15 protein-coding genes and 1 pseudogene are annotated in these 18,913 nt (G+C 66.5%); 1 reads left to right on the forward strand and 15 read right to left on the reverse strand.

From position 1 onward, the window contains the following. Window positions 1-299: 299 nt before the first annotated feature. The 15 genes from KDH83_RS10525 to KDH83_RS10595 form a co-directional block, all read right to left on the reverse strand. Window positions 300-2,363 (reverse strand): UvrD-helicase domain-containing protein, encoded by a 2,064-nt coding sequence (locus KDH83_RS10525; RefSeq protein WP_212315192.1) that lies wholly within the window; start codon window positions 2,361-2,363, stop codon window positions 300-302. A 5-nt stretch (window positions 2,364-2,368) separates the two neighbouring features. Continuing rightward, a complete protein-coding gene (locus KDH83_RS10530) occupies window positions 2,369-4,459 on the reverse strand; it encodes a primosomal protein N' (RefSeq protein WP_212315216.1) in 2,091 nt (696 codons plus the stop codon). A 355-nt stretch (window positions 4,460-4,814) separates the two neighbouring features. Next, on the reverse strand, window positions 4,815-5,888 hold the full coding sequence (hemE, locus tag KDH83_RS10535) for a uroporphyrinogen decarboxylase (RefSeq protein ID WP_212315194.1): 1,074 nt from the start codon (window positions 5,886-5,888) through the stop codon (window positions 4,815-4,817). Window positions 5,889-6,034: 146 nt separating this feature from the next. Then, the gene (locus KDH83_RS10540) at window positions 6,035-6,904 is read right to left on the reverse strand and encodes a helix-turn-helix domain-containing protein (protein WP_212315219.1); all 870 of its coding nucleotides are present in this window, start codon (window positions 6,902-6,904) and stop codon (window positions 6,035-6,037) included. A 226-nt stretch (window positions 6,905-7,130) separates the two neighbouring features. Next, on the reverse strand, window positions 7,131-7,556 hold the full coding sequence (locus KDH83_RS10545; protein WP_103272160.1) for a F0F1 ATP synthase subunit epsilon: 426 nt from the start codon (window positions 7,554-7,556) through the stop codon (window positions 7,131-7,133). Between the two features lie 9 nt (window positions 7,557-7,565). Further along, a complete protein-coding gene (gene atpD / locus KDH83_RS10550; RefSeq protein ID WP_103272159.1) occupies window positions 7,566-8,966 on the reverse strand; it encodes a F0F1 ATP synthase subunit beta in 1,401 nt (466 codons plus the stop codon). A 43-nt stretch (window positions 8,967-9,009) separates the two neighbouring features. Then, complete coding sequence (gene atpG / locus KDH83_RS10555) at window positions 9,010-9,915, reverse strand: F0F1 ATP synthase subunit gamma (RefSeq protein ID WP_212315197.1); 906 nt, start codon at window positions 9,913-9,915, stop codon at window positions 9,010-9,012. A gap of 98 nt (window positions 9,916-10,013) precedes the next feature. Then, complete coding sequence (atpA, locus tag KDH83_RS10560) at window positions 10,014-11,555, reverse strand: F0F1 ATP synthase subunit alpha (protein WP_212315200.1); 1,542 nt, start codon at window positions 11,553-11,555, stop codon at window positions 10,014-10,016. A gap of 29 nt (window positions 11,556-11,584) precedes the next feature. Next, on the reverse strand, window positions 11,585-12,124 hold the full coding sequence (locus KDH83_RS10565) for a F0F1 ATP synthase subunit delta (RefSeq protein ID WP_212315202.1): 540 nt from the start codon (window positions 12,122-12,124) through the stop codon (window positions 11,585-11,587). 12 nt (window positions 12,125-12,136) lie between these two features. After that, entirely contained in the window at window positions 12,137-12,607 is a 471-nt protein-coding gene (locus KDH83_RS10570) for a F0F1 ATP synthase subunit B (protein WP_103272155.1), read from the reverse strand. Window positions 12,608-12,753: 146 nt separating this feature from the next. After that, window positions 12,754-12,996: a F0F1 ATP synthase subunit C gene (gene atpE, locus KDH83_RS10575; protein WP_003815363.1), complete on the reverse strand. Its 243-nt coding sequence runs from the start codon at window positions 12,994-12,996 to the stop codon at window positions 12,754-12,756. A gap of 116 nt (window positions 12,997-13,112) precedes the next feature. Next, the gene (gene atpB, locus KDH83_RS10580; RefSeq protein WP_103272154.1) at window positions 13,113-13,994 is read right to left on the reverse strand and encodes a F0F1 ATP synthase subunit A; all 882 of its coding nucleotides are present in this window, start codon (window positions 13,992-13,994) and stop codon (window positions 13,113-13,115) included. Between the two features lie 84 nt (window positions 13,995-14,078). Beyond that, entirely contained in the window at window positions 14,079-14,519 is a 441-nt protein-coding gene (locus KDH83_RS10585) for an ATP synthase subunit I (protein WP_212315242.1), read from the reverse strand. A gap of 618 nt (window positions 14,520-15,137) precedes the next feature. Then, window positions 15,138-16,739 (reverse strand): DUF1254 domain-containing protein, encoded by a 1,602-nt coding sequence (locus KDH83_RS10590; RefSeq protein WP_212315205.1) that lies wholly within the window; start codon window positions 16,737-16,739, stop codon window positions 15,138-15,140. Window positions 16,740-17,065: 326 nt separating this feature from the next. Then, window positions 17,066-17,842: an enoyl-CoA hydratase gene (locus KDH83_RS10595; RefSeq protein WP_212315208.1), complete on the reverse strand. Its 777-nt coding sequence runs from the start codon at window positions 17,840-17,842 to the stop codon at window positions 17,066-17,068. Between the two features lie 39 nt (window positions 17,843-17,881). Between KDH83_RS10595 and KDH83_RS10600 the strand changes: the two are divergent. After that, window positions 17,882-18,913: pseudogene (locus KDH83_RS10600) on the forward strand (peptidase M61); the annotation flags it as partial.

Below are 18,913 nucleotides of genomic sequence, written 5' to 3' on the forward strand. Positions count from 1 at the left end.
ATGAAATAGGCGGATGGCGGCGGGCAAGACCACAGGTATAACGCCGAAGCCGGCGCGCGTCATGTAATTTCTTGCACGCCCCCGCCGCGCCGCAGAAAACCCACCTGTCACACCCCAAGCGGGAAAGCATCAGACAGGCGGCCAGCCCACAACAGCGCGCAGCGAGCCCACCCCGCCAGCAAAGCCCCACTGCCAATAAAACAACTCGTCCCGCAACGACCAGGGCTGCACGGATCCGGCTCCGCCGGTCCGTAGCAGCGCCCCCTGGGGGGAAGCGCGCAGCGCTTCGGGGGGGACCTCTACTTCTTCAGCAAGGCCTTGAGCATGCCCAGCCGTTCCTTCGGATTCATCGCTGCCGTGGCCTCGTCTTCCTTGATGGCGGGATCGTCCAGGCCCATTTCCTCGATGAAGCGCGACGGCTCGCGCACCACATCCTCGCGGGCGCGGCGGCGGCGCTTGCACCAGCTCAGGTTCAGGCTGCGCTGCGCGCGCGTGATGCCCACGTACATCAGCCGGCGCTCTTCCTGGATGCGGGTGGCCAGGTTCTCGGCCGCGCGCGCCGGGTCGCCGACTTCGTCGTCCTTGCCCAGGTGCGGCAGCAGGCCTTCCTCGACGCCGGCCAGGTACACGTGCGGATATTCCAGCCCCTTCGAGGCATGCAGCGTCGACATCTTCACCGCGTCGGGCTCTTCCTCCTCGCCGCGCTCCAGCATGGTCACCAGCGCCACGTGCTGCACCAGATCGAAGAGCGACATATTGTCTTCCTCGGCCTTGCGCTTGAGCCAGCCCGTCAGTTCCAGCACGTTCTGCCAGCGCGTCTGCGCCGGCTTCTCATCGAACAGCTCGAACAGGTGCCGCTCGTACTGGATGGCCTGCAGCAGGTCGTCCAGGATCGGACCGGCGGGTTCGGCCGGCGCGTCGCGCTTGCCGTCGGCCGCGCCACGGCCCGCGCGCCACTGCATGCGGCGGATGAATTCGGTGAAGGGGCGCAGCGGCTCGATCTGGCGCGGCGCCAGCAGGCTTTCCAGGCCCGTCTCGGGCACGGCGGCCAGCAGCGACAGCTCGCGGCTGGCGGCGTACTGGCCCAGCGTCTGCAAGGTGGCCTGGCCGATGCCGCGCTTGGGCGTGGTGGCCGCGCGGATGAAGGCCGGATCGTCGTCATCATTGGCCAGCAGCCGCAGATAGGCCAGGATGTCGCGCACCTCGGCCTTGTCGAAGAAGCTCTGCCCGCCGGCGATGGTGTACGGGATCTTCAGGTTGCGCAACGCCTGTTCCAGGATGCGCGACTGGTGATTGCTGCGGTAGAGGACGGCGAAGTCCTTCCACTGCGCCTGGCGCTCGAAGCGCGCGGCCGACACCTTCATGGCGATGGACTCGGCCTCCTGCTCCTCGCCGTCCATGGCGGACACGATGATGGGCTCGCCCGTGCCCAGGTCGGACCACAGCTTTTTCTCGAACAGCTTGGGATTGCGCTCGATGACGCTGTTGGCCGCCGCCAGGATGCGCTGCACCGAGCGGTAGTTCTGCTCGAGCTTGATGAGCTTGATGTTGGGATAGTCGGTGGTGAGCTTGGCCAGGTTCTCGATGGTGGCGCCGCGCCAGGCGTAGATGGCCTGGTCGTCGTCGCCCACGGCGGTGAACATGGCGCGCTGGCCGGTCAGGAGCTGCACCAGCCGGTACTGGCACACGTTGGTGTCCTGGTACTCGTCGACCAGCAGGTAGCGCACGCGGTTCTGCCAGCGCGTGCGCACTTCCTCGTTGCCGGCCAACAGCAGCGCGGGAATGCGGATCAGGTCGTCGAAATCCACCGCCTGGTAGGCGGCCAGCGTGGCGGCGTAGCTGCGGTAGACGTTGGCCGCCTCCGCCTCGGCGGGCGTCTGCGCGGCCTGCGCGGCATCGTCCGGCTCCATCAGCGCGTTCTTCCACAACGAGATGATGCCCTGCACATGGCGCAGCCGCGCCTTGTCGGTGGTGGCAAGCAGCTCCTGGATGATGCTCATGGCATCGTCCGCGTCCAGGATCGAGAAGGTGGGCTTGAGCCCGGCATTGCGCGCTTCCTCGCGCAGCATCTTCACGCCCAGCGAGTGGAAGGTGCTGATGGTCAGGCCCTTGGACAGCTTGCGGTCGACCAGCGTCTTGACGCGCTCGTCCATCTCGCGCGCGGCCTTGTTGGTGAAGGTCAGCGCCACCACGTTGCGGCCCATGTAGCCGCATTCGCGCAGCAGGTAGGCGATCTTCTGTGTGATCACCCGCGTCTTGCCGCTGCCGGCGCCGGCCAGCACCAGGCAGGGGCCGTCCAGGTAGAGCACCGCTTCCTTCTGCGCGGGATTCAGGCCGTGGCCGATAGGTTCGCTTGCCGACATTTTCCTCAGATCTCCAGCGGATCCACTTCCAGCTGCCAGCGCACGCGGGCCTCGTTGGCCAGATAGGGCAGGTAATGCGACCACACCCGCAGGAATTCCTGCAGCGCCGGCCGGCTGGTGCTTTCCACCAGCAGCTGCGCGCGCTCCACGTTCGCCACCCGCACCACGCGCAGCGGCACCGGGTCGTACAGCATGATGGCGTCCAGCGGCGGGAAGTCCGCCGCCCACTCGCCTTCCGGCATGGAGCGCGCCTGCTGCAGGAAGGCCTGCGCCGTGGCCAGCTCGCGCGCCTCGGCGGTCAGCAGCGCCTGATAGGCGTAGGGCGGCAGGCCGGTGCTTTCGCGTTCGTCCAAGGCGTGGCGGGCAAAGCCCGCGTAATCGTGTCGCAGCAGCGCCTGGTAGACGGGCTGCTCGGGATAGCCGGTCTGGATCAGCACCTCGCCATTGTTCTGATGACGGCCGGCGCGGCCAGCCACCTGCATGAGCTGCGCGAACAGGCGTTCGGGCGCGCGGAAATCATGCGCGAACAGCATGGAATCGGCGTTGAGCACGCCCACCAGTCCCAGGCGCGCGAAGTCGTGGCCCTTGGCCACCATCTGCGTGCCCACCAGGATGTCGACCTCGCCCGCGTGCACCGACGCGAACAGCGCTTCGGCGCTGCCCTTCCTGCGCGTGCTGTCGGCATCGATGCGCAGGATGCGCGCCTCGGGAAACAGCTCGGCCAGATGCTCTTCGATGCGCTGCGTGCCGCGCCCCATCGGCGCCAGGTCCTGGTCGCCACATTCGGGACAGGCGCGCGGCACCGTCGCCTGGTAGCCGCAATGGTGGCAATGCAGGCGGTTGCCGCCATTGCCGCTCCGGTGCAGCACGGTGAAGGCCGTGCAGCGCGGGCAGTTGCTGACCCAGGCGCAGGACTGGCAATGCAGCACCGGCGCGTAGCCTCGGCGGTTCAGGAAGATGAGCGACTGCTCCTTGCGCTCCAGCCGCTGGCCGATGGCGTCCAGCAGCTGCGGCGACAGGCCCTGCTTCATCTGCAGGCGGCGCGTGTCCACCAGCTTGATCGCCGGCAGGCTGCTGGCGCGCGCGCGGCCCGGCAGCGCCAGCCGCAGGTAGCGGCCGCGCTCGGCGTGCTGCCAGGTTTCCAGCGAGGGCGTGGCCGAGCCCAGCACCACCGGCACATTCAGGTCATGCGCCCGCCACACCGCCAGATCGCGCGCCGAATAACGCAAGCCGTCCTGCTGCTTGTAGGACGCGTCGTGTTCTTCATCGACGATGATCAGGCCCAATTCGGACAGCGGCGCGAATATCGCCATGCGCGTGCCCAGCAGCATGCGCGCCTGGCCGCGCTGCGCGCGCGACCAGGCGTCCAGCCGCTCGCCGTCGGACAGGCCGCTGTGCATCACGGCCAGGCCGTCCGGACCCAGCTGCGCCTCCAGGCGCGCCCGCAGCGCGCCTTCGAGCTGCGGCGTCAGATTGATTTCCGGGACCATCAGCAGCACCTGCCGGCCCGCGGCCAGCACGCGCTCGGCGGCGCGCAGGTAGACCTCGGTCTTGCCGCTGCCGGTCACGCCGTACAGCAGCACCGGTTTGAAGCCGTTCAGGGCGGCCAGCGTTTCCACCGCCGCCTGCTGCGCATCGTTCAGCGCCGGCGGCTGGTCGGCCTCGGCCGGCGCGCGCGCCTTCTTGCGCTTGCGACCGTCCAGCCGCGCCACCGGCCCGCCGGCGGAGCGCTTGCCCTGATAGGCGGACGGCTTGCGCAAGGGCGGCGGCAGGGTCGGCAGCATGACCTCGCCCAGCGGCCGCTGGTAGTACTCGGCCGCGAAGCGCGCCAGGCGCAACCAGTCTCCGTCGAAGGGCGGCAGGTCGCGCAGCACTTCTTCGATCGGCTTGATCTGCTTGGGGTCGAAAGACGGCTCGGCCGGATTGTCCACCACCACGCCGATCATCTTGCGGCGTCCGAACGGCACGATCACGCGCAGCCCCGCCTCCACCGGCGCATCGCTGCGGTAGTCGAACGGGCCGGGCAGGGGCACGTCCAGCGCCACCCGCACCCAGCAGACGGCGGCGGGATTCTGGACGGCGTCGGTATCAGGCATGTTCACGGGGACGGATCAATGGAAGACAGTTTCCTGGCCGAAAGGCTGAGCCGTCCGGCAATACGCCGGATCCCGCCGATTCCCCCAAGGGTCGCCGGGCCGGCTTGCCCCCTGCCTGTGGATAACTTTGGGGAAAAGGCAAGAGCAACATCACACTTTGGAATAAGGCAAGATTGCATCAACTCTTGCAATCCTGCTGAAAACCATGTTTTCGTCATTATTAACAATGACTTATGAAGGCTTTCGAGATTGTAAACCAGCTTATGAAGGGTTTTCCCCGAGCGCTTTCTTGCTGTGCACAACTGTGCGCCGGGGCCCTCAAGCTTCGGCCCTTAGGCACGAAGCGTTCACTCACTTATCCCCGCAACGAACGGCTATGCCGGTGGACTTCATCGACCAATTCGGCTACGGCTTCAGGAGGCGTGAAGCGTGAAATGCCATGCCCCAGGTTAAACACATGGCCCCCCTTGCCGACCGGGCCGAACGCGTCCAGCACCCGACGCGCCTCGGTCCGGATGGCGTCGGCGCCGCCAAACAGCGCCATGGGATCCAGGTTGCCCTGGAACGCCACCGAATCGCCGGTGCGGCGACGCGCCGCCGCCAGGTCCACGGTCCAGTCCAGGCCGACCGCGTCGCAGCCGCAGGCGGCGATCTCTTCCAGCCACTGTCCGCCGCCCTTGGTGAACACGATGACCGGCACGCGGCGACCTTCGTTCTCGCGCTTCAGGCCCGCGACCACCTTGCGGGTATACGCCAGCGAAAACTGCTGGAACAGGCCGTCGGCCAGCACGCCGCCCCAGCTGTCGAACAGCATGACGGCCTGGGCGCCCGCGTCGATCTGCGCATTCAGGTATTGCAGCGTGGCCTGGGCGTTGATTTCCAGGATGTGGTGCAGCAGGTCGGGCCGCGCGTACAGCATCGTCTTGATCAGGCGGTAGTCGTCGCTGCCCTGCCCTTCGACCATGTAGCAGGCGATGGTCCAGGGGCTGCCGGCAAAGCCGATCAGCGGCACCTTGCCGTCGAGTTCGCGGCGGATGACGCTCACGGCGTCGAACACGTAGCGCAGCTTGTCCATGTCGGGCACGGCCAGGCGGCGCACGTCTTCCTCGGTGCGCACCGGATGCGCGAAACGCGGCCCTTCGCCGGCGGCGAAGTCCAGCCCCAGGCCCATGGCGTGCGGCACGGTGAGGATGTCGGAAAACAGGATGGCCGCGTCCAGGTCGTAGCGGGCCAGCGGCTGCAAGGTGACTTCCGCGGCGTAGTCGGGATTCTGAGCCAGGCCCATGAACGAACCCGCCCGGGCGCGCGTCTCGTTGTACTCGGGCAGGTAGCGGCCCGCCTGGCGCATCAGCCAGATCGGGGTGTAGGGCACGGGCTCGCGCAAGAGCGAGCGCAAGAACACATCGTTCTTCAGGGCGGAAGCAGACACGGCTATCCTCTTTGATCGGAAGCCGTGAGTTTACTTCCCCTGGCTGACAGAACGCGGCCCAAGGCCCAAAGCGGGCTTGTCCGGACGCAAGCGGCGGAAATGGCCGCAGCCATCCGCCGGCTGCAGGCGCTCGGTCCGGGCAGCGCTCAGTCCGGCGGCATTTCCTGGCCGCGCCTGGCCGCCGCGTTGCGATACGGCGCGGCTTCTATGCCGTGCTTGCGCATCAGCGCCCAGAATGCGCGACGGTGCTTGCTGGACGCCCTGGCGGCCTGCGCCACGTTGCCGCCGTGATGCGAGAGCGCGCGGCGCAGGTATTCGCGCTCGAACTCGCCCACTACCCGCGCCTTTGCCCGCGCGAACGGCTCGCCGCCGTCCTGCCAGCGAGGCAGCAGCCGCAAGCTCGCCAGCGCCTGGTCGAACAGGGCCGGCGCCACGCGCGGACGCATGGCGGCGTGTGGCAGGCCCCCGGCTTCCGGGTCCGCCATGCAAACCCGCCCGGGAGCTGGCGTCGCGCCCGGACGCGGATGCTGACGGCAAGGCGACGGGGACGCCGCCTTGCCCTGGGCCGCATAGCGCAAGGCGGGCTCTTCGAGCGAGGCCGTCGCCAGCCCCCAGGCGGCCGCCAGCAGCTGGCGACGCAACCGCACGCGCAGCCCTTCCAGGCAGACGGGTTCGGAAATGAAATCGGCCGCGCCCAGCGCCAGCAGGTCCTCGATGGCCGAAGCCTTCATGCCGTCGACCAGCACCAGGATGGGCGTGACCAGGGCCGGCCGCGCCTGCTGCAAGGCGATGCGGGTCCAGGCCAGCGTGGCGGGCTCGACCGGCATCAGGCAGGCATCGTAGCGCTTGAGCGTCACGGCCATGGCCGCCAGCGCCTGCGGTTCGGCTGCCTCGCCGGCGCTCGCGAGCAGCAAGGGATGAAAGCGCACGCGCGCCACTTGCGGCTGATGCCGCTCGATCCAGTCGCGCATGGCCGCATCGTGGCCAGGCGGCAGCAGTACCCCGCAATCCAGCATTTCACGCACCTGCTTCTCCTGTTTCCGCGCGTCGCCGACATACCGGCGGCGCCGCCAAAACTGAAGGCTAATGTTGCGGATCGCGCAGGGCTATTCGTAGTGAACGCAAGGTGGGAGCAGGCGCGGATGCGCAGGCAAGGCGCGCAGGCAAGGCGCGCAGGCAAGAAAAAAGCGGCCAAAGGCCGCTTCTTTCCGGATCCGGGGCAAGCCCCGATCGCCCGTCCGCTCAGTGCGAGCGGCCGCCTTGGCGCAGCTTGCGCGCGGCCACGGCTTGCGCCGCCAGCATCGCGAGCTCGGCTTCGACCACGGCGATGTCGGCCTTGTCCTTGGCGTTGCGCAGCGCCTCTTCGGCGCGCTGGCGCGCTTCCAGGGCACGGGCCTCGTCCAGGTCGGCGGCACGGATGGCCGTGTCGGCCAGGACCGTGACGCTGCCGGGCTGCACTTCCAGGATGCCGCCGGCGACGAAGATGTTTTCCTCGCCCTGGTCGGCACGAACGATCTTGACCGTCCCGGGGCGTATGCGCGAAATCAGCGGGGTGTGGCCGGGCAGGATGCCCAGTTCACCCGCTTCGCCAGGCAGCACCACGAACTTCGCCTCACCGGAGAAGATCGCTTCCTCTGCGCTGACGACATCCACATGCAGGGTAGCCATATCGGTTCCTTATTGCAGTTTCTTGGCCTTCTCGAAGGCCTCGTCGATCGAACCGACCATGTAGAAAGCCTGCTCGGGCAGCGCGTCGCACTCGCCGTTCACGATCATCTTGAAGCCGCGGATGGTCTCGGCCAGCGGCACGTACTTGCCGGGCGAGCCGGTGAACACTTCGGCCACGTGGAACGGCTGCGACAGGAAGCGCTGGATCTTGCGCGCGCGGGCCACGGCCTGCTTGTCTTCCGGCGACAGTTCGTCCATGCCCAGAATCGCGATGATGTCGCGCAGTTCCTTGTAGCGCTGCAGCGTCTGCTGCACGCCACGGGCCACGGCGTAGTGCTCTTCGCCGACGACCTGCGGGTCGAGCTGGCGGCTGGACGAATCCAGCGGATCCACGGCGGGGTAGATACCCAGCGCGGCGATGTCACGCGACAGCACGACGGTCGAGTCCAAGTGCTGGAAGGTGGTGGCGGGCGACGGGTCGGTCAAGTCGTCAGCGGGCACGTACACGGCCTGGATCGAGGTGATCGAGCCGGTCTTGGTGGACGTGATGCGCTCTTGCAGCTTGCCCATTTCCTCGGCCAGCGTCGGCTGGTAGCCCACGGCGGACGGCATACGGCCCAGCAGAGCGGACACTTCCGTGCCGGCCAGCGTGTAGCGGTAGATGTTGTCCACGAAGAACAGGATGTCGCGGCCTTCGTCGCGGAACTTCTCGGCCATGGTCAGGCCGGTCAGCGCCACGCGCAGACGGTTGCCCGGGGGTTCGTTCATCTGACCGAACACCATGGCGACCTTGTCCAGAACGTTCGACTCTTCCATTTCATGGTAGAAGTCGTTGCCTTCGCGGGTACGCTCGCCCACGCCGGCGAACACCGACAAGCCGCTGTGCTGCTTGGCGATGTTGTTGATCAGTTCCATCATGTTGACGGTCTTGCCCACGCCGGCGCCGCCGAACAGGCCGACCTTGCCGCCCTTGGCGAACGGGCACACCAGGTCAATAACCTTGATGCCGGTTTCCAGCAGCTCGACCGACGGCGACAGCTCGTCGAAACGGGGAGCGTCCTGGTGAATGGCGCGCTTTTCTTCGTGCTTGATTTCACCGGCTTCGTCGATCGGACGGCCCAGCACGTCCATGATGCGGCCCAGGGTGCCGGTGCCGACGGGCACCGAGATCGGGGCGCCGGTGCCGGCGACCTTCATGCCACGGCGCAGGCCGTCGCTGGAGCCCAGGGCGATGGTACGCACCACGCCGTCGCCCAGCTGCTGCTGGACTTCGAACGTCAGGCCCTTCTCGGCGAACGAGGAACCCTCGTCGGCCAGGGTGAGCGCTTCATAAATCTTGGGCATGTGATCGCGGGGGAACTGAATATCCACCACGGCGCCGATGCACTGAACGATGGTTCCGTTGCTCATGTCGATTCCTTGCTTGATAGCTTTTGAGACGGGAAGCCGCGCCTTAGACGGCGGCGGCGCCCCCTACGATTTCCGAAATTTCTTTGGTGATCGCGGCCTGGCGGGTCTTGTTGTAGACCAGCTGCAGATCGCCGATGACCTTCTTGGCGTTGTCCGATGCCGCCTTCATGGCGACCATCCGGGCCGATTGCTCCGAAGCCATGTTCTCGGCCACGGCTTGGTACAGCAGGCCCTCGACGTAACGCTGCAGCAGGTCGTCGATCACGCTACGGGCGTCCGGCTCGTAGATGTAATCCCAGCTGTAATCCGACTTCACTTCCGAGGTCTTGGACAGGCTTTCCGCGCCGGTCTGGTACGGATCTTCCAAGCCACTGGCCAGGGGCAGCAGGCGCAGGAACAGCGGCTCCTGCTTCATCGTGTTGACGAAGCGGGTCGACGCCACGTACAGCGCGTCGATGCGGCCTTCCAGGTAAGCGTCCAGCTGCACCTTGATCGCGCCCAGCAGGCGGTCGAGCTGCGGCTTGTCGCCCAGTTGGACGTCGTTCGAAACCAGCTTGGCGCCGATACGCGTCAGCACGCCCAGGCCCTTGTTGCCGAAAGCGGTCGCCTGCACGGCGATGCCGTCCTTCTCGAACTCTTTCAGCTTGGACAGCACCACGCGGGTGATGTTGGTGTTCAGACCGCCGCACAAACCCTTGTCGGTCGTCACCATGACCACGCCGACGGCCTTCACTTCGCGTTCGACCAGGTAGGGGTGGCTGTACTCGGGGTTGGCCTGCATCAGGTGCGCGGCGATCTCGCGCACCTTGTTGGCGTACGGACGGCCGGCGCGCATCCGTTCCTGCGCCTTGCGCATCTTGGATGCGGCGACCATTTCCATCGCCTTGGTGATCTTGCGCGTGTTTTGCACGCTCTTGATCTTGGTTCGGATTTCCTTAATTCCGGGCATTGCGCTTTCCTGTGAAGACTGGCCGATGGGTTCCGCTCGCGCCTCATCCATCCGTGAAGGACGGGCGAGGCGTCGCGGACGCCTAACCCATCACTTTCTTAAAAAGCACCGTGCTTCTTGAATTCCAGGATGGCGGCGGCCAATTCGCCTTCGTCATCCTTGGACAGTTCCTTGGTGTCTTCGACGCGCTGGATCATGGCCGCGTGCTTGGCCTTGAGCTGATCCTTCAGCGACTTCTCGAACGCCAGCACTTGCGAAACGTCCACGTCGTCCAGGTAGCCGTTGTTGACCGTGTACAGCGTGACGGCCAGTTCCCACACCTGCAGCGGCTGGTATTGCGGCTGCTTGAGCAGTTCCACCACGCGCTTGCCGCGCTCGAGCTGGCGACGGGTGGCGTCGTCCAGGTCGGAGGCGAACTGCGCGAAGGCGGCCAGTTCACGGTACTGGGCCAGGTCGGTACGGATACCGCCGGACAGCTTCTTGACGACCTTGGTCTGGGCGGCGCCGCCGACGCGGGACACCGAGATACCGGCGTTGATGGCGGGACGCACACCAGCGTTGAACAGGTCGGTTTCCAGGAAGATCTGGCCGTCCGTGATCGAGATCACGTTGGTCGGAACGAAGGCCGACACGTCGCCCGCCTGGGTTTCGATGATCGGCAGCGCGGTCAGCGAGCCGGTCTTGCCCTTGACGGCGCCACCGGTGAACTTCTCGACGTACTCTTCGTTGACGCGAGCGGCACGCTCGAGCAGGCGCGAGTGCAGGTAGAACACGTCGCCCGGGTAGGCTTCGCGGCCCGGCGGACGGCGCAGCAGCAGCGAGACCTGGCGGTAGGCCCAGGCTTGCTTGGTCAGATCGTCATAGACGATCAGGGCGTCTTCGCCGCGATCGCGGAAGTATTCGCCCATCGTGCAGCCGGCGTAGGCGGCCAGGTACTGCATGGCGGCCGAGTCGGAGGCCGAGGCGGCCACGACGATGGTGTATTCCAGCGCGCCGTGCTCTTCGAGCTTGCGCACCACGTTGTTGATCGTCGAAGCCTTCTGGCCGATGGCGACGTACACGCAGGTGACGCCCTTGCCCTTCTGGCTGATGATGGTGTCGACGGCCACGGCGGTCTTGCCGGTCTGGCGGTCGCCGATGATCAGTTCGCGCTGGCCGCGGCCGATCGGGACCATCGAGTCGATAGCCTTGATGCCGGTCTGCAGCGGTTGCGACACCGAGCGGCGGGCGATAACGCCGGGCGCCACTTTTTCGATGATGTCGGTGGCCTTGGCGTTGACCGGGCCCTTGCCGTCGATCGGCTCGCCCAGCGTGTTGACCACGCGGCCGCGCAGTTCGGGGCCGACCGGCACTTCCAGAATGCGGCCGGTCGTCTTGACCTGGTCGCCTTCGGACACGCCGGTGTAGTCGCCCAGAATCACGGCGCCGACGGAGTCGCGCTCGAGGTTCAGCGCGAGGCCGTAGACGTTGTTGGGGAATTCGAGCATTTCGCCCTGCATCACGTCCGACAGGCCGTGGATGCGGGTAATACCGTCGGTCACGGACACGACGGTGCCCTGAGTACGGACATCAGCCGAAGCGCCCAGGCCCTCGATGCGGCTCTTGAGCAGTTCGCTGATCTCGGAGGGATTGAGTTGCATATAGACTCCTGGAATCCTGTAAGTGCGCCTTAAGCGGCGAGCTGGTCGCGCATGCGGGCCAATTGGGCTTGTACGGAAGTATCGAGCACCTGGTCTCCGACAGCCACGCGCACGCCGCCGATCAACGACTGATCGACGGTGACGCTGGGCTTGAGCTTGAGGCCGAATTTCTGCTCGAGCGCGGCAACCAGTTCTTTGACCTGGGCTTCGCTGAGTTCGAACGCGCTGGTGATTTCCGCCTGCGCCGTGCCGTCGTGACGATTCCGCAGCGCTTCGAATTGCGAAGCGATGACGGGCAGCAGCAGCAGCCGGTCATTCTGGACCAGCAGCTCGATGAAATTGCGGGCGGCCTGCGGCAGCTCGGCCTTGATCAGGCCGGAGAACAGCTCGACGCGCTGCTTGTCACCCAGACGCGGGTCGGCCATCGCCTCGCGCACGTCGGGGTTGGCGGCGACTTGCGACAGCTGGCCGACCAGGTCGGCCCAGGCCGGCAAGCCGGCCTTGTCGTCACGCGCCGCGGCGAACAGCGCCTCGGCGTACGGCCGGGCAACAGTGGAAAGTTCAGCCATGACGGTCCCGGATTAAAGCTGCGCGCGGAGCTGGTTCAGCAGCTCGGCGTGGGCGCGGGCGTCAACCTCGCGCTTGAGGATCTGTTCAGCACCCTTGACAGCCAGCGCCGCGACGTCGTCGCGCAGCGCATCACGGGCGCGCTGGACTTCCTGCGCGGCATCCTGCGCGGCTTGCGCCACGATACGGGCACGCTCGGACTCCGCTTCGCGGCGGGCCTGGTCGATCAGCGAGGCGGCTTGCTTCTCGGCCTCGACGATACGGGCGTGGTTTTCGGACTTGGCAGAAGCCTCGATCAGGCTGATACGCGCCTGGGCCTGGGCCAGATCGGCCTTGCCCTTATCGGCCGCGGCCAGGCCGTCGGCGATTTTTTGGCGGCGCTCGTCCATCGCCTTCGTCAGAGGAGGCCACACGAATTTCATCGTGAACCAGCCCAGAACGAAGAACACGAGCATCTGGAAAATGATCGTCGCGTTCAGATTCACGGTCGTTCCTTTAACACCATTCGGCTCCGGTCGCGCCTGAAGAGAGGGCAATCACGGAGCGCTCGATACTTTGCTGATCGGCGATGGGCCTCAGGCCGCATCGCCGACAGCGTCATGACCCGCCTGTTTCGCCGGCGGGCAGTGCCTTAGCCGACGAACGGGTTGGCGAAGGCGAACAGCATGGCGATACCCACGCCGATCAGGAACGCCGCGTCGATCAGGCCAGCCAGCAGGAACATCTTGGTTTGCAGAGCGTTCATCAGTTCAGGCTGACGAGCCGAGGCTTCCAGATACTTGCCGCCCATCAGTGCGATGCCGATGCAAGCGCCGATGGCGCCCAGACCGATGATAAGACCGCAAGCGAGGGCAACGAAAGCGACGTTGGTCATGACAACTCCTTGGTTAGAAATCTGAAGTCAAAAATTAAGGAATAAGGGTACTGCTCAATGCAAGATGATCTTGCCATCCCGCGTCGACCGGTTGGCCGCCGCGGGAAATCCGGGGGTCAGTGGCCTTCGTGAGCCTGGCCGAGGTACACCAGCGTCAGCATCATGAAGATGAAGGCCTGCAGCAGAACGATCAGGATGTGGAAGATCGCCCACACCGAGCCGGCCAGGACCTGGCCGATGCCCAGTCCGATGCTGGTGCCGTTGAAGCCGGTCCAGGCGCCGCCCAGCAGGGCGATCAGCATGAAGACCAGTTCGCCGGCGAACATGTTGCCGAACAACCGCATGCCCAGCGAGACGGACTTGGCGGCGTATTCGATCAGGTTCAGCAGCAGGTTGAAGGGAGCCAGCACCACGGCCGCGATGCCATGGGCATGGAACGGCGCGGTGAACAGTTCCTTGACGAAGCCGCCCGGGTGCTTGATCTTGATGCCGTAGTAGAACATCAGCAGCAGCACGCCCAGCGACATGCCCATCGGCACGTTCAGGTCGGCGGTCGGGAGAATGCGGTGGTAGTAGAGCGGGTCGCCGTGCTCGGCGCCCAGGCCGGTCCAGCGCCAGATGGAGGGCAGCAGGTCGACCGGCAGCAGGTCGAGCGCGTTCATCAGGATGATCCAGAGGAACACGGTCAGGGCCAGCGGAGCCACGAACAGGCGGCTCTTGGCGTTGTGGACGATGCCCTTGGCCTGGTCGTCGACCATGTCCACGACCATTTCCACGAAGGCCTGCAGGCGGCCCGGAACGCCGTTGGTGGCGCGGCGCGCGGCGCGCCAGAGGAAGAAAATGACGATCAGGCCGGTCAGGGCCGACCAGAACAGCGAGTCGTAATTGATGACGTCGAACTGAGCAATAGCGCTCTGTTTCTCGCCGGTGTTATTCAGATGCACCAGGTGGTGCTGAATATACGCGGACTGAGGCGACACGTCGCTGGCAGCAGCCATTTGATTCCTACCCTATTTGCTGTATGCCCGGCCCTTGCGGATCGGACGATTCCACGATTTCGTTTGCCGCGGACTTGCCGGCATCTATGACAACTTGCGGAACATCAATAGCAGGAGATATCCCTTCAAGGTGAGGATCAGGCCCAGCAGCGCCGCGGGCCAGACCAGCCAGCCTTGCGCCACACGCGACAGCAGCCACAACAGCAATGCCGTTGCGAACAGCTTGATCAACTCGCCAAAGAGAAAGGTAAAGGGACTGGCCCGTCCGGACCGTACGCTGAAAGCCAGGCGCAATGCGAACAACGCATTGGGAATGAAATCCGCTCCTGCCCCCGCCAGCGCCGACCAACCTGCCGCCGCCCCTCCGACAACCCCCGCGATTACTGCTGCTGCGAGCCCCAAGGCGCCCTGCGCCACCAATGCCAACAGAAGGCCGCGGCTTGCCTGTGCATTCAGTGCCGCACGGTCCGCGTCGCTGAGTATCAGCACGCGATCCGCCTGGCCCTGCTCCGGCGTTCCCTGCATGGCATCCTGCCCTGCATGTTGCCCTGCACCCTGCCCGGCAAATACTTGCTGCGCATGTTGTGCTTCTAGCTGCATGGAACCCCGCTGCATCAGACTTTTCCCGCTTTCAGGCAACATCGGACGACACCCCTTTCAGGATTCATGGGGTATTCCCCGTGGATTTCGTCTGGATTGCCGGGCTTTTCAGGCCGTATCCTCTTGCGCCAAATTTTCATCGGCACCGGGAAACACCCGCTTTTTCACCCAACACGTTGCCCTGCAACTGCTTTTCTGCCCCTGTCAGAACTAGCGGCGAACAACCTTGTGTTCTTATCCCGCAAGCGTCAAACCCGCAGAGTATAGCTTGATTCTTTTTAGGCGAGCAAATGAACTTTCGGCCGGTTGTAAGCTGCCCGCGACAGTCCTTTGCGTCCGCGCCGCGACCAGAAAATAGGGACGTGAAAAGCGGCGTGCAGGAGCCTGCCCCTAGGATTCGTCCCAACCGAAATCGCCTTGCGCCGGCGCCCCTGCCCGCACTTGCGGCGCGCCGCCCGAACCTCGCGCAAGACCCGGCCACCGCAAGAAAAAACGCGCGCCGCGTTGAATCGCGGCGCGCGTCCGGCCTGCGCGGCAAGTGCCTCAGTCGCGGCGCACCGGCGGCGGCGCCCACAAGCCGTCCAGCGCCAGGTCCTGCGGCCAGTACAGACGCATGCTCAACAGGAACGGCCCGTCGGCGGCCGGCGCGCTCAGCCAGTTCGCGCGCTTGCGCTCGCCGGGATCGCGGCGCTGGATGTACACGTCCAGCGAACCGTCGGCGTTGTACTTCAGGCCGTCGGTGCTGCGCAGCACATAGCGGTTGGCGGGATTGGCGGCGAAGCCATGCTGGCTGTTGTAGACGTGCAGCGACCAGAACGCGTTGGCCGGCGGCAGCTGGCCCTTCTCGAAGTGCAGCACGTAGTCCTCATCCGAATTGAGCGTGCGGCCCTTGGAATCAGCGACCGTGACCGGATACAGCACGTCCTCGGGCGTGGGCGCGCCCAGGCCCGCATAGGCGATGGAGGCGCGGCGCGTGTAGTCGGTGCCGTAGGTGCCGATACCCGACAGCACGGTGTTCCAGCCGTTCAGCGGCGTGCCCAGCCGCGTCACGCCATCGGCGATGCGGCGACCCGCCAGCGGCTGCGCGTCCGCCAGCGCCTGCTGCACTTGCGGACTCAGGCGGCCGAAGTTGAACGGACGCCGGTCGTCCAGGCCGATGCGGCGCATGCGGTCCAGGATGGGGCCGTCATTGGCGTGCGGCGGGTTGTTGCGCAGCGTGTCGAAGAACAGCGCGAAGAACGAGGACGCATCCAGCGCCGCCGCCTGTTCGGCCGGCGTGCCCGGCGGCAGTTGCTGTGTCGTGGTCGTCGGCAGATCGCTGCCGATGGGCGCCGAGCCGATGCCTGCGCCGGTCAGCGGATACGGGTTCTGCCCGCCCTGCCCCTTCGCGCCGCGCGCCCGCGCGGCCACGCCCGGCGGCAACGCGGCGGGCCCGACCAGCGGGCTGGCCGACATGGACGACTGGATCTGATTGACCGCCGCGTAGTCCTGCGGACCGCCGGCCTGCGTCCAGCCGATCAGCCAGCCGGTCGCGGTGGGACTGCGCACCAGGTCCACGCCGAGCGGCAGCGCGCCCTGCCAATCGGGCCCGACGATGGCGAAGGACTGCGCGCCGTTGCCATTGGTGCGCGTGCCGCGCGAGGCGAACACGTCGCTCCACATGTCCAGCGCCGACAACAGCGTGTAGCGGCCGCCGGCATCGGGCAGACGCACGATCAGCGGCGCGCGCGAGACGTCGAACCACAGGCTCGAATGCAGCGCGTCGGCGCTGGGCCAGGGCGTGCCGGCGGCGGCCGGATCGGGGAATGCGGTCTTGTGGCCGAACTGGTTCATCGGCGCCTTGCCGTCGGCCGGCGACTGCACGGCCGTGGCCTGGCGGCGCGCCAGTTCCATCAGCACCATGGGATAGGCGTAGACGTAGGCGTCGATGGCGGTATCGCGCAGCTCCTGCTCGCTCATCCTGGGCGCGGGCGCGGCGGCGGCCGGATACGGGGTTTCGGACACCAGTCTCAGCGTGGAGCGCGGGGCCTGATTCTGGGCCTGGCTCTGGGCCGGGGTCTGGGCCTGGGCGGCGGCGAAGCAGGCGCTCAGGGCGCTGGCCAGAACGACGGCGGTCCAGCGGCGATTGACAGTGGGGTTACGCATGCAAGGCTCCTTGTTGGTTTTGTTTCGCAAGCGAGCCGCCGCGCAGGGCTTGCCAGTACGGGCAAGCGCCTGTGGCGCGGCACCTCCTGGTATGACGCCTTTCCAGGATAGGGCCGATACCTGCAACAAGGTGCTGCCCATAAGTTTCAAGGCGCAACGCTGGCGGGAGCCTCCCGGGACGCCGCTCGGGGCTGGGCGCGCGCGCCTTGGCGACCCGCCGCCGGGCGTCCTTGCCCAGGGAAGCGGCGCAAAAAAAACGCGCCCGGCGTGGGGCGCGTCTGTGCTCGCGGCTTCCCCCCGGCAAACCGAAGGGAAGGTAACAAGCCTTAACGGTGTTTGAAGTCCGGTTTGCGCTTCTCGACGAAGGCGGCCATGCCCTCCTTCTGGTCCTCGGTGGCGAACAGCGAATGGAACACGCGGCGCTCGAACAGCAGGCCTTCGTTGAGCGAGCCCTCGAAGGCACGGTTGACGCATTCCTTGGCCATCATGACCGAGGGCAGCGACATGGAGGCGATCACGGTGGCGGCGTCCAGCGCCTCTTCCATGAGCTTGTCGGCCGGCACCACGCGCGACACCAGGCCGGCGCGCTCGGCTTCGTCGGCGCCCATCATGCGGGCGGTCAGGGCCAGGTCCATGGCCTTGGCCTTGCCCACCGCGCGCGGCAGGCGCTGGGTGCCGCCGGCGCCGGGGATCACGCCCAGCTTGATCTCGGGCTGGCCGAACTTGGCGGTGTCGGCGGCGATGATGATGTCGCACATCATCGCCAGCTCGCAGCCGCCGCCCAGCGCGTAGCCGGCGACCGCGGCGATCACCGGCTTCTTGATGCGCTTGAGCGTTTCCCAGTTGCGCGTGATGTATTCGCTGCTGTAGACGTCCATGTACGTCCAGCTTTTCATGGCGCCGATGTCGGCGCCCGCGGCGAAGGCCTTTTCACTGCCGGTGATGACGACGGCGCCGATGTCCGGGTCCGCCTCGAAGGCCAGCAGGGCCGCGCCGAGTTCGTCCATCAGTTGATCGTTCAGCGCGTTCAGCGCCTTGGGGCGGTTCAGCGTCAGCAGGCCCACGCGGCCCCGGGTTTCGACCAGTACGAACGACTCGCTCATTGCATGTCTCCAGATAGGGTATGAAAGTAAGATATGAGCATGAAAACAAAGACCCCCCACGCCACGCGCGCCCGGCGCGTGTCCGCCGCCCCTCGTGGGAGCAACGCGGCGGTCCCGCAATCCCCCGTACTTTACCGCCTCTGGCCGCAGGACCCGGCCGGGCATCGCTACCGGATAACCCTGACGGTGGCCGAACCGGCCGCCGACGGCCAGCGCCTGTCGCTGCCGGCCTGGATCCCGGGCAGCTACCTGATCCGCGATTTCTCGCGGCAGATCGAATCGCTGGCGGCCTATTCCGGCGCGCGGCGGGTGGCGGTGGACAAGCTCGACAACCACACCTGGCAGGCCGCGCCCTGCGACGGCCCGCTGCGCGTCGAATACGAAGTCTATGCCTGGGACCTGTCGGTGCGCGGCGCGCACCTGGACGAAACCCACGGCTTCTTCAATGGCACCAGCGTGTTCCTGCGCGTGCACGGCCAGGAACAGCTGCCCTGCCTGGTCGACCTGGCGCCGCCGCGCGGCATCGACGGCTGGAAGGTGCACACCAGCCTGCCGGAAGCGCGCGGCCTGCCGGGCGCGGCCCGCCGCCACGGCTTCGGCCTGTACCGGGCGCCCGACTACGATGCGCTGATCGACCACCCCGTCGAGATGGGCACGCCGCAAGTCGTCAGCTTCACCGCCCACGGCGCAGAGCATGAACTGGTCTTCACCGGCGTGGCGCCCAAGCTGGACCTGGCGCGCATCGCCGACGACGTGCGCCGCATCTGCGAAACCCAGATCGCCTTCTTCGAGCCGCGCACCCGCCACGCGCCCTTCCTGGACAGCGCCGACCGCTACGTGTTCATGACCATGGTCACGAACGACGGCTACGGCGGCCTGGAGCATCGCGCCAGCACCGCGCTGATGACCGCGCGCAAGGACCTGCCGGTGCTGGGCCAGCAGGGCCAGGGCGAAGGCTATCGCGGCTTCCTGGGCCTGGTCAGCCATGAGTACTTCCACACCTGGAACGTGAAGCGCATCAAGCCGCAGGCGTTCGTGCCGTACGATCTGGCGCCGCCGGACCTGACGCGG

Source organism: Achromobacter sp. Marseille-Q0513, from assembly GCF_018195695.1.
GTDB lineage: Bacteria > Pseudomonadota > Gammaproteobacteria > Burkholderiales > Burkholderiaceae_B > Achromobacter.

Excerpts from the sequence above, each read along its gene's own strand:
- KDH83_RS10595 (WP_212315208.1), bottom strand. The coding sequence starts at position 17,842 with ATGAGCGAGTCGTTCGTACTGGTCGAAACCCGGGGCCGCGTGGGCCTG.
- KDH83_RS10525 (WP_212315192.1), bottom strand. The coding sequence starts at position 2,363 with ATGTCGGCAAGCGAACCTATCGGCCACGGCCTGAATCCCGCGCAGAAG.
- KDH83_RS10565 (WP_212315202.1), bottom strand. The coding sequence starts at position 12,124 with ATGGCTGAACTTTCCACTGTTGCCCGGCCGTACGCCGAGGCGCTGTTC.
- KDH83_RS10540 (WP_212315219.1), bottom strand. The coding sequence starts at position 6,904 with ATGCTGGATTGCGGGGTACTGCTGCCGCCTGGCCACGATGCGGCCATG.
- KDH83_RS10545 (WP_103272160.1), bottom strand. The coding sequence starts at position 7,556 with ATGGCTACCCTGCATGTGGATGTCGTCAGCGCAGAGGAAGCGATCTTC.
- atpB (WP_103272154.1), bottom strand. The coding sequence starts at position 13,994 with ATGGCTGCTGCCAGCGACGTGTCGCCTCAGTCCGCGTATATTCAGCAC.
- KDH83_RS10590 (WP_212315205.1), bottom strand. The coding sequence starts at position 16,739 with ATGCGTAACCCCACTGTCAATCGCCGCTGGACCGCCGTCGTTCTGGCC.
- atpD (WP_103272159.1), bottom strand. The coding sequence starts at position 8,966 with ATGAGCAACGGAACCATCGTTCAGTGCATCGGCGCCGTGGTGGATATT.
- KDH83_RS10530 (WP_212315216.1), bottom strand. The coding sequence starts at position 4,459 with ATGCCTGATACCGACGCCGTCCAGAATCCCGCCGCCGTCTGCTGGGTG.
- atpA (WP_212315200.1), bottom strand. The coding sequence starts at position 11,555 with ATGCAACTCAATCCCTCCGAGATCAGCGAACTGCTCAAGAGCCGCATC.
- atpE (WP_003815363.1), bottom strand. The coding sequence starts at position 12,996 with ATGACCAACGTCGCTTTCGTTGCCCTCGCTTGCGGTCTTATCATCGGT.
- atpG (WP_212315197.1), bottom strand. The coding sequence starts at position 9,915 with ATGCCCGGAATTAAGGAAATCCGAACCAAGATCAAGAGCGTGCAAAAC.
- KDH83_RS10585 (WP_212315242.1), bottom strand. The coding sequence starts at position 14,519 with ATGCAGGGAACGCCGGAGCAGGGCCAGGCGGATCGCGTGCTGATACTC.